At 49.0% G+C, this 16,452-nt stretch carries 14 protein-coding genes; 7 read left to right on the top strand and 7 right to left on the bottom strand.

Going from position 1 to position 16,452, the window contains the following annotated elements; translation table 11 throughout:
* Position 1: 1 nt before the first annotated feature.
* Positions 2-1,723 (bottom strand): acetolactate synthase 3 large subunit, encoded by a 1,722-nt coding sequence (locus tag EHS89_RS19785; RefSeq protein ID WP_124927902.1) that lies wholly within the window; start codon positions 1,721-1,723, stop codon positions 2-4.
* A gap of 434 nt (positions 1,724-2,157) precedes the next feature.
* Here EHS89_RS19785 and EHS89_RS19780 point away from each other — a divergent pair, with 434 nt between their 5' ends.
* Positions 2,158-2,424 (top strand): hypothetical protein, encoded by a 267-nt coding sequence (locus EHS89_RS19780; protein WP_124927901.1) that lies wholly within the window; start codon positions 2,158-2,160, stop codon positions 2,422-2,424.
* Between the two features lie 106 nt (positions 2,425-2,530).
* Here the strand turns inward: EHS89_RS19780 and tyrS are convergent, their stop codons facing one another.
* Positions 2,531-3,829: a tyrosine--tRNA ligase gene (tyrS, locus tag EHS89_RS19775; protein WP_124927900.1), complete on the bottom strand. Its 1,299-nt coding sequence runs from the start codon at positions 3,827-3,829 to the stop codon at positions 2,531-2,533.
* Positions 3,830-4,124: 295 nt separating this feature from the next.
* Between tyrS and EHS89_RS19770 the strand changes: the two genes are divergently transcribed.
* Together EHS89_RS19770 and EHS89_RS19765 are read left to right on the top strand one after the other, a co-directional pair.
* Positions 4,125-5,540 (top strand): OapA family protein, encoded by a 1,416-nt coding sequence (locus tag EHS89_RS19770; protein ID WP_124927899.1) that lies wholly within the window; start codon positions 4,125-4,127, stop codon positions 5,538-5,540.
* A 28-nt stretch (positions 5,541-5,568) separates the two neighbouring features.
* Complete coding sequence (locus EHS89_RS19765; RefSeq protein WP_124927898.1) at positions 5,569-6,678, top strand: anhydro-N-acetylmuramic acid kinase; 1,110 nt, start codon at positions 5,569-5,571, stop codon at positions 6,676-6,678.
* Positions 6,679-6,781: 103 nt separating this feature from the next.
* On the opposite strand, the gene erpA is transcribed toward EHS89_RS19765, so the two are convergent.
* On the bottom strand, positions 6,782-7,132 hold the full coding sequence (gene erpA / locus EHS89_RS19760) for an iron-sulfur cluster insertion protein ErpA (protein ID WP_148091906.1): 351 nt from the start codon (positions 7,130-7,132) through the stop codon (positions 6,782-6,784).
* A 114-nt stretch (positions 7,133-7,246) separates the two neighbouring features.
* Positions 7,247-8,278 (bottom strand): N-acetyl-gamma-glutamyl-phosphate reductase, encoded by a 1,032-nt coding sequence (argC, locus tag EHS89_RS19755; RefSeq protein ID WP_124927897.1) that lies wholly within the window; start codon positions 8,276-8,278, stop codon positions 7,247-7,249.
* Between the two features lie 124 nt (positions 8,279-8,402).
* Here argC and EHS89_RS19750 point away from each other — a divergent pair, with 124 nt between their 5' ends.
* The 4 genes from EHS89_RS19750 (at position 8,403) to EHS89_RS19735 (ending at position 12,850) form a co-directional block, all read left to right on the top strand.
* The gene (locus tag EHS89_RS19750; protein ID WP_124927896.1) at positions 8,403-10,145 is read left to right on the top strand and encodes a chloride channel protein; all 1,743 of its coding nucleotides are present in this window, start codon (positions 8,403-8,405) and stop codon (positions 10,143-10,145) included.
* A complete protein-coding gene (gene thiE, locus EHS89_RS19745) occupies positions 10,145-10,786 on the top strand; it encodes a thiamine phosphate synthase (RefSeq protein WP_124927895.1) in 642 nt (213 codons plus the stop codon). The genes EHS89_RS19750 and thiE overlap by 1 nt, the downstream gene beginning before the upstream one ends.
* Before the next feature lie 151 nt (positions 10,787-10,937).
* Complete coding sequence (gene hemL / locus EHS89_RS19740; protein WP_124927894.1) at positions 10,938-12,227, top strand: glutamate-1-semialdehyde 2,1-aminomutase; 1,290 nt, start codon at positions 10,938-10,940, stop codon at positions 12,225-12,227.
* A gap of 5 nt (positions 12,228-12,232) precedes the next feature.
* Positions 12,233-12,850 carry a hypothetical protein gene (locus EHS89_RS19735; RefSeq protein WP_124927893.1) on the top strand — a complete coding sequence of 206 codons (618 nt, stop codon included), beginning with the start codon at positions 12,233-12,235 and terminating at the stop codon, positions 12,848-12,850.
* A 44-nt stretch (positions 12,851-12,894) separates the two neighbouring features.
* On the opposite strand, the gene EHS89_RS19730 is transcribed toward EHS89_RS19735, so the two are convergent.
* The 3 genes from EHS89_RS19730 to EHS89_RS19720 form a co-directional block, all read right to left on the bottom strand.
* On the bottom strand, positions 12,895-13,578 hold the full coding sequence (locus tag EHS89_RS19730) for a Crp/Fnr family transcriptional regulator (RefSeq protein ID WP_124927892.1): 684 nt from the start codon (positions 13,576-13,578) through the stop codon (positions 12,895-12,897).
* Between the two features lie 126 nt (positions 13,579-13,704).
* Positions 13,705-15,570 (bottom strand): nitric oxide reductase activation protein NorD, encoded by a 1,866-nt coding sequence (locus tag EHS89_RS19725; protein ID WP_124927891.1) that lies wholly within the window; start codon positions 15,568-15,570, stop codon positions 13,705-13,707.
* A gap of 27 nt (positions 15,571-15,597) precedes the next feature.
* The gene (locus EHS89_RS19720) at positions 15,598-16,419 is read right to left on the bottom strand and encodes a CbbQ/NirQ/NorQ/GpvN family protein (protein WP_124927890.1); all 822 of its coding nucleotides are present in this window, start codon (positions 16,417-16,419) and stop codon (positions 15,598-15,600) included.
* Between the last annotated feature and the right edge of the window lie 33 nt (positions 16,420-16,452).

Here is a 16,452-nt window from a genome sequence, read left to right as displayed (position 1 = left end):
ATCAGGTTCTCTCCGTCTTGCTCAGCCACATATCACGCATAGAGCCACGCGGCACCTGCATAGGATATACGTGCTCATATGGATCAACTGCGATATCCATAAATACCATACGATCTTTCATTGCAAAGGCTCTACGCATTGCGTCTTCCAGATCTTCATACTTATCAACTTTGATACCTACGTGGCCGTAGGCTTCAACCAGTTTCATAAAGTCAGGCAATGACTTCATGTAAGAGTGAGAGTGACGGGACTCATAATTCATATCCTGCCACTGACGTACCATACCCAGAGACTGGTTATTCAGACAGATAACCTTCAATGGAATATCGTACTGACTGATCGTAGACAGCTCCTGAATATTCATCTGAATACTACCCTCACCGGTAACGCAGACAACTTCCTCTTCAGGGAAATTCATCTTAACGCCCATCGCAGCCGGCAAACCAAAGCCCATGGTGCCCAGGCCGCCAGAGTTGATCCAACGATTAGGTTTATTAAACTTGTAATACTGCGCAGCAAACATCTGGTGCTGGCCTACATCAGAACAAACGTAAGCATCACCATTGGTTACCTTGCTTAGCATTTCGATAACCTGTTGCGGTTTCATCAGTTCAGAATCATCAGTACGGAAACGACCGCCGTGGCGGGCGCGCCATTCTTCAATCTGCTGCCACCAGATTTCAAGTGCTTCTTTATCAATCTCTTTCTTACTGGCTTTAACCAGCGCAAGCATCTCTTGCAGAACATTCTTAGCAGGACCAACAATAGGCACATCCGCTTTAACTGTTTTAGAGATAGAGGCAGGATCGATATCAACATGGATAATCTTTGCGGTTGGACAGAACTTATCCAGACCATTAGTTACCCGGTCATCGAAGCGCGCACCGATTGCAACGATCAGATCGGTATGATGCATCGCCATATTAGACTCGTAACTTCCGTGCATCCCCAGCATACCGATAAACTGACGATCAGTACCCGGGTATCCACCCAGTCCCATCAGCGTATTAGTTACAGGTACATTCAGCAGTTGAGCCAGTTCTGTCAGCTCGGCACTGGCATCACCCATAATAATACCGCCACCGGTATAGATAACCGGACGCTTCGCATCCAGTATCATATCCATCGCCTTCTTGATCTGGCCAGTATGACCACGGCTAACCGGATTATAAGAACGCAGTTTAACGCTCTTAGGGTATTCATAAGGGAAACGCTCAGTCGGTGTCGTCATATCCTTAGGGATATCAACTACGACCGGCCCTGGACGTCCGCTTTCTGCAATATGGAAGGCTTTCTTAATGATGGCCGGGATCTCTTCAGGATCCTGCACGCTGAAACTGTGCTTAACCACTGGACGGGAAACACCGATCATATCGGTTTCCTGAAAGGCATCTTCACCAATCAGATGGCTCATAACCTGGCCAGTAAGAACGACCATAGGAATTGAATCCATGTAAGCCGTTGCGATACCAGTTACTGCATTGGTCGCACCCGGACCCGAAGTCACCAGTGCCACACCTGCTTTACCCGTTGCACGAGCATAAGCATCAGCCATATGGGTTGCTGCCTGCTCATGACGCACCAGAATGTGTTGTACATCTTCCTGTTGGAAAATAGCATCATAGACGTGCAGTAGTGCACCACCAGGATAACCATAGATGTATTTAACACCCTCATCTCTAAGGGCGCGAACAACCATTTCTGCGCCAGAAAGTAATTCCACTTTTCCATCCTCAACTTGCCTTGCTAACTAATAGCAACGCATTGATTAAATATATCTAAACTGGAGGATGTTCATGATTCGCCTACTGGTGAATAAGAACATCAACCAGCAGGCTTTTGCAGGATCTCTGTGATAGAGAGAGGTGGGCAAAAGCAACTCTTCATCCGGCGAAGGCAGCGTGGGTACACACTGAAAACCCGGGAAGATAAGCTGGGTGTGCTTATCATGTCTCTGCTTCGGGGTAACCTACTTAGCGCAAAGACAACAAATTGTTGGCGTATTCTGACAGCAGCTCAGGCATTGTTCAATAGATCACCAGTAATAAAAATCAAATTTATCATATGGTGAAATCTAAGAAGCCTAAGGCTGCTTAAAGTGATTCGACAATGCTATAGTGCAGGAAACTACTTACTCTTTTTAATCGGAGACCCTGCATGAGCACTGCAGAAATTAAAAATAAAGAACGTGCCATTGATGAGCTGGTTCTGGTTTTACGTAAAATATTCGGTGAGCCTGAAATCTGTGCTGCGGCACTGGAGATCGCTCGCAAACATATCAATGAAGAGCACGCCAACGTAAAAATTGCAGATGAGTTGTCTTCCCTTACCAGTATTAAGATCCCGATTGAACACAGTGAAGCTGACACACTGTTCCTGGAGATGCTGAAAGATCTGGTCCGGGATGAACAAGCCCTGTACTAAATAAACGCAGCACTAAACAGACTCGCAAGCCCTGAATAGACAGGTTAGAGTACAAAAAAACGCGCTTATCATTGCTGATAGCGCGTTTTTTTATACTGATCGACGATCAGATCACAAACAGATGGTGCTTTTTCTTACCCAGCTTAACCAGGAAGAAACGATCATAGGTACCATTTTCAGCAGCAAATACTTCTGCCGCCTTCATGTTGTCATCCATTCCTTTAGCAACACCGTTAACGATAACTGCATTACGCTGTAACGCATCTTTTATCTGCTTACCGGAGTTAGCCATTCCCGCATCACTCAGCAAGGTTGTCAGCGGTGTTTCGGTCAAATCAGCGCCATTAAGTTCTGATGACGGCAATCCATCTAGCTGCAGCTGCTCAAAATCTGTTTCACTCAGATCAGACAAATTACCACTGAACAGAGCATCAGTAATACGCATCGCTGCGGTAAGACCTTCTTCACCATGTACCAGACGCGTCACTTCTTTCGCCAGTACGGCCTGAGCTTCAGGACGACCATCACGCTCAGCATCGGCTTTTTCCAATGCATCAATCTCAGCTACTGACAAGAACGTGAAGTACTTCAGGAAACGATACGCATCGGCATCAGCAGTCTGTAACCAGAACTGATAGAACGCATATGGTGAGGTTTTACTAGGTGACAGCCAGATAGTGCCACTTTCTGTTTTACCGAATTTAGTACCATCAGACTTAGTAATCAACGGCAGCGTCAAGCCAAATGCACGATTACCGTTCATGCGACGGGTCAGTTCAGTACCACCGGTAATATTGCCCCACTGATCAGAACCACCGATCTGCAGAGTACAGCTGCGGCTGGCATTCAACTGCTGGAAATCATAAGACTGCAGAATCATATAGGTAAACTCAGTAAAAGAGATACCCGCGCCTTCGCGATCGATACGCTGTTTTACTGATTCTTTCGCAATCATTTGATTAACAGAGAAGTGCTTACCTATGTCCCGCAGGAACGTCAGAATATCGACGTTCTGAGTCCAGTCCAGGTTATTAACCACTTCGGCGCTATTTTCACCGCAATCAAAGTCGATAAACTGGCTCACCTGACCTTTCAGTTTATCAACCCAGTTAGCAACAGTAGCGTCGTCATTCAGCTTACGCTCTGCTGCTTTAAAGCTCGGATCACCGATCAGACCCGTAGCACCACCGACCAAAGCCAGCGGCTTATGGCCAGCTTGCTGAAAACGCTTCAGCGCCAGCAGCGGAACCAGAGAGCCGATATGAAGACTATCTGCTGTAGGGTCAAAACCACAATACAGAGTGACAGAACCGTCAGCCAGGTGTTGTTCCAGTTCTTCTTCACTGGTCATTTGCGCGATCAGTCCGCGCGCATTGAGATCCTGTAGCAGTGTAATGTCTGTCATTGCCTTCTGGTAACCTTTAAGAATAAGTAATACACAAAGTTTGGGGGCGTATTCTACCCTTCCGAAATTAATCTCACAAACCTATGATGAAATCAAAGCATGATTAATGCCTGAAAAATTTGCCGCGCAAGCATTCTCTGCTTTCCTTAGTCTCAAAACGCAGCTTTTTGGGCTTATTTCTAACGTTAATCCTCAATATGTCGCGATTTGCGCCGATAACACACTGAATATTTAGATTCTGTGACAGCTTCCGGTATAATCCCGCAAATTTTGTCATAAAACTGAGGTACAGGCCGTGTTTTTAATTCAGCGGTTAAAGCAACATCTTCCGAAGACCCACTTGATGGCGGCAGGCATCTGCACCCTGATTATCGGCACCACGGCTTTGTTACTACCCTCCAGCAAAGTCCCGGCTTCAGATTCAGCGCAAGTCCAGATTCCACTTAGCTTAAATGAAGCGGGCATTGCACAGCAGAGCAGCGACTCACTTGCTGTATCTGATATCGACAAACTGCCAGCAACGGCCGCCGGGCCACAAGTTATTTCCAGTATTGCAACAGCGCCCATTGCCGCTATCGAGTCCCAGACAGCAGAAGCACCCAAAATTGTAGAGCACTGGCAGGATGTAAAAGTTAAAAGCGGAGACACCCTTACCTCAATTTTTAAACGCGCAGGCCTGACCCCACGGGATGTATACAACGTCACCGCAGCAGTGAAAGGCAGCGAGGCTCTGGCACGGCTCTACCCTGGCCAGACTATTAGCTTTGTGATCAATGAAAGTAAGTTACATAAGCTAAAACATATCCGTAGCCAATTGGAAAGCTCGGTTGTCAGCGCGACTGAAACAGGCTACCAGGTTGAAGATATCACCAAACAACCCAAGGTAAAGACCCGTTTTGCCGAAGGATCTATCGAAAACTCACTCTTTTATGACGCTTCTCAGGCAGGCCTTTCCGATAAAATGATTATGGAGCTGGCGGCTATTTTCGGCTGGGATATCGATTTTGTACTGGACCTACGTCAGGGCGACAGCTTCAATCTGGTATTCGAAGAGAAGTATCTGGATGGCAAGCTGATCGGCGAAGGAAATATTATCTCCGCGCAGTTTGTGAATCGCGGCGAAACTTATACTGCGATCCGTTATACCGACAGCAAAGGTAACACCAGCTACTTCAACCCACAGGGAGAAAGCATGCGTAAAGCTTTTCTCCGTAGCCCGGTCGATTTTGCCCGCATCAGTTCAAGCTTTAAAAACCGCCGTAAGCATCCGGTACTGGGCCTGACCCGTGCACACAGAGGTACCGATTATGCAGCAGGCACCGGCACCCCCATTAAAGCGGCAGGCGAAGGTAAGATCATCTGGCGCGGTACTAAAGGCGGCTACGGCAAATGCATTATTGTGCAACATGGTGGTAACATCACCACGTTGTACGCGCATATGAACAACTACCGCAAAGGCCAGCGCACCGGCAGTCGGGTAAAACAGGGTCAGGTGATCGGTTATGTTGGTAAAACCGGACTGGCATCAGGCCCACACCTGCATTACGAATTCCGTGTTAATGGTGCTCATAAGAACCCCCAGACCGTTAAACTGCCACATGCAGCGCCCATTGATAAGGCTGAACGAAATGCGTTTTTTGCTACGGCTAAGAATGCGCTGTCTCAACTGGAATCATATAAAGCCACCCAGCTGGCATCGGCTGCTAACTAATATTCCGCACACAGCAAAAAGGACCACTATGCAGGCTTCGATCTATATAGGACTGATGTCCGGCACCAGCCTGGACAGTATTGATGCTGTGGCAGTGCGGTTTGAACCCACATTTGAACTGATCGCCAGCCATAGTGAAGCGATACCCGCTGCGATAGATCGTCGTATTCGCTCAATGCTTAGCCCGGGCGAGAATGAGATCGAACGGCTGGGACTGCTTGATCTGGAACTGGGAGAACTGTTCGCTCAGGCAGCTCTTAATCTGATAGAAAAGCACAACCTGAATAAAGATGAGATTGCAGCCATCGGTAGCCATGGCCAGACAATTCGTCACCGCCCAGAGGCTAACTTTACACTACAGATCGGCGATGCCAATCTGATCGCAGAACGCACCGGCATTACCACGGTAGCCGACTTTCGTCGTCGCGACATGGCTGCCGGCGGACAAGGTGCACCACTGGTACCAGCATTTCATAATGCATTGTTTCGCAGCCAGGAACATAACCGGATTCTGGTCAACATTGGCGGCATGGCCAACCTGACTATTCTGGAAGCTGGCCGACATACCGCCGTACGCGGCTACGATACCGGCCCCGGTAATGTTCTGATGGATAGCTGGATTCAACAACATAAGAACAGCAGTTACGATAAAGATGGCCAGTGGGCAGCCCGCGGTAAAACAAATTCAACGCTGCTAAAAAATATGCTGGAACTGCCATTTTTTCAGGAAACACCACCCAAAAGCACCGGCAGGGAGCAGTTTAACAGCCTCTGGATCCGTCAGATGCTTAATAAACAGGACAACCCACCACCGCCGGTAGACGTACAGGCAACCCTGTTGGATCTGACCGCGACTTCAATCGCCGATGCTATCAACAGCCACCATCTGAATAATCTGCAGATCTATCTTTGCGGTGGTGGTAGCCATAACAGCCGCCTGAAAAGCCAGTTAAGCTTCCTGCTGAAACCACATTACCTGAGCACCACTGCAGAGCTGGGACTGGACCCCGACTGGGTAGAAGCCGCAGCCTTTGCCTGGCTGGCACAACGCACGCTAAACCAAAAAAGCGGCAACATTCCAGAGGTAACAGGTGCTTCCGGTTATCGCCCTTTAGGCGCTATTTACTGGGGCAATTGAACTAGTCATAGGTCCGGCAGGTAATAATTCCAAGCCTGGCTATACAAAATGCAGAGACAAAAAAGCCAGCAACTATGCTGGCTTTTTTAACGCTGAGCATTAATCAGATTGAGAATGATGATCCACAACCGCAAGTGGTCGTTGCATTAGGGTTGTTAATAACAAACTGAGACCCTTGCAGGCCCTCTTTGTAATCAACCTCAGCACCTGCAAGATATTGAAAACTCATCGGATCGACCAGCATAGTCACCCCATCGTTCTCAATTGCAGTGTCATCATCGGCTACCGCCTCATCAAATGTGAAGCCATAAGAGAAACCGGCACAACCCCCACCGGTAATAAATACCCGCAGTTTCAGGTTATCGTTTTGTTCCTCTTCGATCAGACTTCTCACCTTAGCTGCTGCCGAATTAGAAAATGCCATGGTCAGCGCCTGGTCAGTCATCTCTGTCATATCTGCTCCACTTACATCTGTCTTACTATATCGAAGATGCATTATCTATTTAACCAAGCATTTCAGTCAAGTATTACATTTCACCTGACAGAATGCTTTTCTATAATTGTAGCCCTAAGGCATCATGCCTACATGACGCAAACCTTCATCTTCAGCCAGATCAAACATGATATTCAGGTTCTGAATCGCCTGCCCTGCGGCCCCTTTAACCAGGTTATCAATGGCAGAGAGAACCACGACAGTATCATCATTCTGCGGACGGAAAACGCTGATACGACACATGTTTGCGCCTTTAACACTGCGGGTTTCAGGGTGGCTACCGGCAGGCATTACATCAACAAAAGGCTCATTCGCATAACGCTCTTCAAACATCTCCTGTAAGCCATCCATCGGATCTTTCAGCTTACCGTACAGTGTTGCATGTATTCCGCGGATCATCGGCGTCAGGTGTGGCACAAATGTCAGACCCACCGGACGACCTGCTGCCTCACTCAGTCCCTGCTTAATTTCTGGCAGATGACGGTGACCATTCACCCCATAGGCCTTAAAGCTTTCGCTACTCTCGCATAACAAAGAACCGACATTAGCTCCACGACCCGCACCACTAACACCCGACTTACAGTCCGCTATCAGACGACGATGATCGATCAGATCATTTTCGATCAGGGGTAAAAAGCCCAGTTGGGTAGCGGTTGGGTAACAACCCGGACAGGCGATCAGCTCAGCACTTTTGATCGCTTCCCGATTAATTTCAGGCAGACCGTAAACTGCTTTAGCCGCCATCTCCGGACTGGTATGTTCCATTCCGTACCATTGCGACCAGATATCCAGATCTTTAATCCGGAAGTCAGCTCCCAGATCAATCACTTTTACGCCGCGTTCAACCAGCTCCGGCGCCATCTTCATCGCAACACCGTGAGGTGTGGCAAAAAACACAGCGTCACACTGGGCCAGCTGATCAACATCAGGCACCGTGAATTGCAGATCGTAGTGACCACGCAGGTTCGGGTACATATCGTCGATTCGCACGCCTTCCTCTGAACGGGAAGTAATAACTTCCACAGATACGCCGGAATGGTTTGCTAACAGCCTGAGCAGCTCTACGCCGGTATAACCGGTGCCGCCTACGATACCTACTTTGATCACATTGACCTCTCAATTCTCTCTACGGTTTTATATACTAGTCCCATATGATACAAACCCTCGGTGGCCATTGCTATTACAGGGCCCGCAAATTTTGCACTTTTCATCAGACAGGTCCTGAATATTAATGTTTAAGGATTCACTTTCATTCGAACATTTTCGTAACCGGCTGGCACACGCCGAAGCGTTGCCGCAGCTGGTACTGCTGGGAATCCTTTCCGGATTGGCGTCCGGATTGCTCATCCTGGCTTTTCGTCTGATGATAGATCTGCCACTGGAAGCCTGGCTACCCGGTAATCACAATGAAAACTTTGAAGGATTACCCGCCTGGGTCAGATTCACTTTACCTGTTTTCGGTGTCATCCTGTTACTGATTTTATTCTGGAACCTGCTTCCTGCCACCCGCAAAGTGGGTGTCGTGCACGTATTGGAAAGGCTCAGCTATCACCAGGGCCACTTGCCTGCGAAGAATATGCTGGTTCAGTTTTTCGGCGCCGGCATCGCTATTCTCAGTGGTCAGTCGGTTGGCCGGGAAGGTCCCGCGGTGCATCTGGGAGCCGCCTGTGGCAGTCTGGTTGGACAAACCCTCAAACTCCCCAATAACTCTTTACGCCTGTTAGTCGGCTGCGGTGTTGCCGCTGCAATATCAGCCTCATTTAACACACCCTTGGCTGGGGTTATCTTCGCCATGGAAGTGATTCTGATGGAGTATACCGTCATCGGTTTCACTCCGGTTCTGGTTGCCTCAGTAACAGCAGCGCTACTTATCAAAGCCGCCTATGGCGATGAACCCGCTTTCTCAATACCCGCACTGCAGATTCAATCTCTGGCAGAGCTGCCTTATGTGTTTTTACTAGGCCTGGTTACTGCGCTGATGGCTGCGGTATTTATTCGTATCATGGTACAGACTCAGCGCAGCATAAAATGGCCGATGACCGTTCGCTTTCTAACTGCGGGCATATTAACCGGTATCGTCGCACTGTTTTATCCACAGGTGATGGGTGTTGGTTATGACACTGTTTCAATGGCACTGGAGGGTAATGCAGAGCTTAAACTGCTGATCGGTCTGCTCATTGCGAAATGGCTGCTTACGCCTTTTGTTCTGGGGCTGGGCATCCCTGGTGGATTAATCGGTCCAACCTTTTACATTGGCGCAGTTACCGGCGCGAGCTTTGGTGTGATCATCGCCCTTATTACTGGTGAATCACACTCAGGTATAGGCTTTTACGCCATGCTGGGCATGGGTGCGATGATGGGTGCAGTACTGAATGCTCCCCTGGCAGCCCTGATCGCCCTGTTAGAACTGACTGGCAATCCTAATATTATCTTTCCGGGCATGCTGACCATTGTGGTGGCTACCACCACCGTGCGTTACTTCTTTAATCAGCCATCGATTTTCCTGACCTCTCTGAAAGCACAAGGCTTGGACTATCGTCAGGAACCGCTGACTCAGGCCTTATCACGACTGGGCGTATCCAGTCTGATGCAAACCGACTTTGTGCGCTCAGGCTATTTTGCTACGGCAGATGCTGCTCTGCAGGTACTGGGAAACAGGCCTGAATGGATGGTTCTTGAAGACAAAAAAGGCACACCTACCGATATTCTTTTTCCGGCAGACCTTGAATACTTTATTCAGGCAATCTCGCAACGGGATGGCTTCAATCCTGAACTCAGACTGGATCTAACCGAAGTACCGGCAGTACGTAAAGATATAGCGCCATTGCCGATCAATGCCACACTTAAAGAAGCACTGGATAAGATGAATCATGATCGGCTGGATGCACTATATATAGTGAAATTAAACCGCGATATTGCCGGTATTATTACCCGCGATCAGATCGAACATTTTTACACTCAGAAGCTACACTGATGACCGAATTTGATTTACAGCACCAACTACACGGCCTTTACGCTATTACCGATAGCAAGTTAATGCCAGATACTGACGCTATGCTGTTTCAGGTAGAACAAGCATTACGTGGCGGCGCCCATATCATTCAGTATCGTGACAAATCGACTGATGAAAATAAACGTCTGACTGAAAGCCGAGCGTTACTGGACCTATGCAATCAGTTCAGCCGTCCGTTACTGATCAACGACGATATCCAACTGGCAAAGCAGATCGGTGCTCACGGGGTACACCTGGGCCAAAGCGACGGCATTGTAAGTCAGGCCCGGGAGTATCTGGGAAACAACAGTATTATCGGCAATACCTGTCATGACTCACTGGCGCTGGCCAATACCGCTTGCCAGCAAGGTTGTGACTATGTTGCCTTCGGCGCTTTTTTTGCTTCCAGCACTAAACCTGAAGCCAAACCCGCCCCGCTACAGCTACTATCTGAAGCCAGATCAACACTACCTGTTCCGGTGGTGGCGATAGGCGGCATTAATATGGATAATGCTGAGCAAGTTATTACTGCAGGTGCAGACATGGTCGCTGTGATACACAGCTTGTTTGCCAACGACAATATCTGTAATCGTGCAGCCCAATTCAACAGCCTGTTTTCCTAAATGGGCCTTAGTACAAGGAATTGATTTTTTCTCAGGCGAGGCGCAAGCGCACGCAGCGAGGGAGTTTATAGCTATAAATGACCGAGCGAGTACGTTTGCAACAAAGCATGAGGGAAAATCTGAACTTGTGTGATTTTAAAGAGAGATCATTATGTCCCGTTCAGAATCACTTTTTCAGGCCGCTCAGGCCCATATTCCTGGTGGCGTAAATTCACCGGTACGTGCTTTTAAAGGTGTGGGTGGTAACCCGATTTTCTTTAAGCGTGGTGAAGGTGCTTATCTGTTTGATGAAGATGATAAGCAATACATCGATTATGTTGGCTCATGGGGACCGATGATTCTGGGTCACCAGCATCCGGCAGTAATGGATGCCGTACGTGAGATGATGAATAGCGGTCTTGGCTTTGGTGCACCGACAGCGATTGAGATCGATATGGCTGATAAAGTCTGCGATATCATGCCGGGCATGGATCTGGTACGGATGGTTAACTCCGGTACTGAAGCAACCATGAGCGCCATCCGCCTGGCCCGTGGTTACACTAAGCGCGACAAAATCGTTAAATTTGAAGGCTGCTACCACGGCCACTCTGACTCACTGCTGGTGAAAGCAGGCTCTGGCATGCTGACACTCGGCGAGCCAAGCTCTCCAGGCGTACCTGCAGCATTGGCAGAACACACCATCACGCTGACTTACAACGATATCGATAACGTACGTCAGGCTTTTGCTGAAATTGGTAACGAGATCGCCTGTATTATTGTTGAGCCTGTTGCCGGCAACATGAACTGTATCCCACCCGTACCTGGCTTCCTTGAAGGCCTGCGTGAGGTTTGTGATGAGTACGGTACCGTCCTGATCCTGGATGAAGTTATGACCGGCTTCCGGGTCTCCCTGACCGGCGCGCAGGGCCATTTTGGCGTTATTCCTGACCTGACCACTATGGGCAAAGTTATCGGCGGCGGACTGCCTGTTGGCGCCTTCGGTGGTAAACGTGAAATTATGGAATATATCGCGCCTTTAGGTCCGGTTTATCAGGCGGGCACGCTGTCAGGTAACCCTCTGGCTATGGCGGCAGGCCTGGCGATGCTGAATGCCTTGCAGGAAGAAGGCTTCCACGAGAAGCTGAGTGCCAAGACTGAACTTCTGGCACAAGGCCTTGAAGCGATGGCGTTACGTCACGGCGTACCTTTCACTACCAGCCAGGTAGGTGGCATGTTCGGTCTGTTCTTTACCGATCAGGAGCAAGTGACCAGCTTCGAACAAGTGATGAAGTGTGATGCTGACAAGTTTGGTCGCTTCTTCCACGGCATGCTGGAAGAGGGTGTTTATCTGGCACCTTCCGCGTTTGAAGCAGGCTTTATGTCTCAGGCGCATACTGAAGAGAATATCAACGCTACCATCGAAGCGGCTGATCGGGTATTCGCTAAGCTGGCTGCGGAGTAAGCGCATTGATAAGTCTGGCATTCGGCGCACTGTTAATCGGTGCGCTGATGGCTGCGTATCAACTGCAACGCAGCGCAGAAAAGTTACCTGATGAGCCTAAATCAACGCTTCAGGCTGCTGCTCTCAGCAGCCTTTTTATCGGTGTTTCAGCGCTGGCTGAGATTTTATTAAATCAGGGCGGCGCCGATATCCAGACCCTGCAGCGTATGCTTAGCAATCTGGCTTATTACGCAGCCCTGCCATTAATTGCTTCAGCGTTATTAGTAGCAGCCCGCAATGATCACTGGACTCGTCCGGCATGGGGACGCTGGCTGATAGGTCTGTTTGCCCTGTTTGAGCTACTGCGACGCATGGAGTACGGCGAGCTGTATACCCAGATAGTTGCCGTAACTGTTTCGGGCGTAATGCTTCTCGGTGCCTTGTTGATAAAGCAGAAGTTAATTCAGGGTATCGCATTATTAGCGGCGATAAACATGGCGATGGCACTGGTTTTATTCGGCCCGGCTAACCTGCTACCTACATTCAGCAATCCGGTGGTCTATCCGGTTCTGCTAGCAGCGGCGTTGCCATTAACCGCAACCGCCTTAAAGCATCAGGTTTCAAACAGCCAAAAAAAAGCCTGACTCTGTCAGGCTTTTTTATTTAATTGCTCAACCTTTCAATCTGTTTAGTGACCAAACTCTCGCAGTTTCTGCAGATCAAAAACATTGATCTCAGCGCCATTCACATCGATCAGTCCCTGGGTTTTCATCTCTTTCATCAGACGGGAAAAGGTTTCCGGCTGCATCCCCAGTTGAGATGCAATCAGTTGTTTCGCCATCGGTAGCTGTACAACACATTGTTTCGCAGCAGGATCAGGGGCCAGACCAAACAGGTAGTTGCCCAGACGGTGCCGGGTGTTCTGCAGCGTCAGTATCTCAATTTCATTGATTCGGCGATGCAGCTTAGTTGCCATATTACCCATCAGTTTAAGCCCACACTGGGGTTCAGCCAAAAGGATCTCTTTATAGAGATTATTGGGGATCGCCATTACCTCGGTTGCGCCCATTGCTGAGGCGTTCAGAGGGTAGCGTACCTGCTCCATAAACATCAGTGCTTCAGCAAATGTGCCACCGGTGCGAATCACTTCGATGACTTTAGTCTGACCATCAGGCGAAACCCGGAACAGCTTAATGCTACCTGCCAGAACGATGTAGAAATTATGTACATCACCACCCTGATGAAACAAGGTCTCATCATTCTTCAGCTTTATAGTGCGGCAATGATGCGACAGCGATTCTTGCGACTTTTCCGGCAAAGAAGAAAAAAGAAAGTGTTCAGCGACTATAGACTGTAGTCTGGATTCCGGCATTACAGGTTTACCCGTTACAGATAGATTGAGGGGCCTATCATAACCTGAGTAGCCTAAACTGCCAGTGCCAACTGCAATCTTTTTTTGTTAACCCATTCACTAAACTGTTTTTTTTGACTTTCGCCCTTAACTGCCCAGCAGTTTTCCAGTCAGCGTCATGTAAAGTTGCGGCAATCGCTTAGGTAGCTGCTCAGCCTGACGGATAAAAGTATAGCCCTGTCTGCCAAATAAGTAAGGCAGGTACTGGTTTGCCTCCTCATCAATAGTAATACAGAAAGGTATTAAACCCTGGTTCCGTGCTTCCAGAATCGCCTTACGGGTATCTTCAACCCCGTGCCGCCCCTCATAACGGTCAAGATCGTTGGGCTTACCATCGGTCAACAGTAACAGAAGTTTTTTCTGGGCTGACTGTTTGCCTAAAAGATCAGTGGCATGCCGGATTGCCGCACCCATTCGGGTATAGAAACCCGGACTGATATCAGCGATGCGACCGCGGATTTTAGCGTTATAACTTTCATGAAAGTCTTTAATGCAGTTAAAACGCACATGCTGGCGTCGGCGTGATGAGAAGCCATGAATGGCAAACTGGTCGCCACTGGCGTGCAGACTTTCGGCAAACAAATGTACTGAATCACGAATCACATCAACCACTTGCTGCTTATCATTGACCCAGGCATCGGTAGAGAGCGACAGGTCAGCCAGTAACAGGCAAGCCATATCCCTGACTAAAGGCCGCTTCTGGTAGTACAGTCGCGGATCACCACTATTCGCTGAGCCATTACTGGAAGCCGAACCACGAAAATCTAGATAAGCATCCAGATCCAGCTTATCGCCTTCATACTGACCCCGAATCCATTGTGGACGGGCCGCCAGACTTTCAAACTGTCGCCGTAACCGACGCGCCGGCTTCTGCAGGTGCACCGGTAGCTCACAATCAACCGCTTTACGGCTCATCATGGGAATAATCTGACAATAGTCCCGCAGCATAATATTTTTCTTATAATCCCACTCGGGATACAGAATACCCTCGTTCAGCGGGATATCATCTTCCTCTTCAGAGGGCAGATCCAGATCAAATTTAATTCGACTGGCAACGGTGGTGTTGTCCTGGGTTACCGACATCTTATCGATATCGTTGGCAATACCTTCCGCCTGGTCCAGGTCGTCTTCCTCTTCGGTGCTGCGATCCATCTTGCAGAACTCAGCAAAAGAGAACAGATCGGCCTCATGACGTACACCAAGGTTCGCACCCTGTTCATCAGGCTTATCCACTCGCTCAGCCTGTCGACGGCGTTGCTCAGCCTGTCGGGTCTCACCTTTTGAAGCATTACGGTCTTTGGTTTCATTGCTAGAGGACAAACCGCCATTATGCGGTGGATTAGGATGCAGCCAGAGTGGCACCGGCTCAGGTGCAAAACGCGCTTCAGGTAGTTCTGTAATCGAACCCGGATCGATAAGCGCCTGTTGAATTGCCTGCTCCTGAGCGGCAATTTCAGGTTTTAACTTAACCGGATCAGGACGCAAAGCAATGAAGGCCCGAACCAGTCGCTGATAACGCTGATGCAGGCCGCGATACTTTTGCAATGTTTTACTGGTACGTTGTTGATTATCAACAATCCAGTTCAGGTTACGATGGGTTTGCGCAGGTACCGGCGTGCCGGCCATCGCTGCTAACCAGAAGTACAGATCACGATTCAGTTGAGCATCAGGAAACAAGTCCAGTTGTGCCGGCAGGTAAAGACAGATTTCATCCTGCCATGCCAGTTCAACTTTTTTTCCGGTACCGGCCACTTTGTGCAACCAGCTACGCCGGGCTTTATGTAGTGTTGCAGTAGTCGCAGTAATACGCAGAGCGCTATCACCACCCAACGCCCGGTAAAAAACACCTAACGGGGTTTTTACCTGATCCAGGGTAACCGCCGCTTCAGGGTAGCCCTGATTGGCAATTTTGGTAATAAATCGGTCCCAGACCTGACCTACATGTTCTTCCATCGCTCTACGACTCCGCTAACTGAAAGATTATTCCTGCTCGCTACTGCCAAAGGCAGCTTGTACCAGCTCCATCAAACCAATCACGGTGTCCGGATCATCACTCAGCGGCTCAATCATACCCGCTCGACAGGCTTTAACCGGGTCAAAGCCCGTGCTAATCAGGGTAGCGGTATATACCAGCAAACGGGTACTGGCGCCCTCTTCCAGATCCTGGTCTTTCAGTTCACGCAGAGTATTGGCCAGCACAACTAACCGCTCAGCCATGGCCTTTTCTATTGAAGTCTCATTCAGCAACACTTCAACTTCAGCCTCAGGCAACAGGTAATCGAAACTCATCGACAGGAAACGCTGTCGGGTACTTGGTTTCATCCCCTTCAACAGGTTCTGATAGCCTGGGTTATATGAAACCACCAGCATAAAGTTATCCGGCGCATGCAGCGTTTCACCGGTACGGTCGATCGGTAAAATGCGTCGGTCATCGGTTAACGGGTGAATAACCACCGTGGTATCTTTACGGGCTTCAACAACCTCATCCAGATAACAGATACCACCTTCCCGAACCGCCCGCGTTAACGGACCATCACTCCAGACAGTCGCCCCATCACCAATAAGGTGACGACCGACCAGATCCGAAGCACTCAGATCATCATGACAGGCAACGGTATAGAGAGGCAGGCCCAGCTTATCGGCCATATAGCTGATGAAGCGGGTTTTACCACAACCGGTAGGCCCCTTAATCAGTACCGGCAGTTTATGCTCGTAAGCATGCATGAAGAGTTCAACCTCATCGCCCTGAGGTTCATAAAACGGCAGTTCTTCTGTTTGGCTCAATTGAGAAACAGTGCTCATTGCGCATCTCCCGGATATCTAAAAGAAATTGTA

The organism is Amphritea balenae, assembly GCF_003858655.1.
GTDB classification, from domain to species: Bacteria; Pseudomonadota; Gammaproteobacteria; order Pseudomonadales; family Balneatricaceae; genus Amphritea; species Amphritea balenae.
Note: the sequence above shows the minus strand (reverse complement) of the source record. Positions and strands in the feature narration are given on the sequence as shown.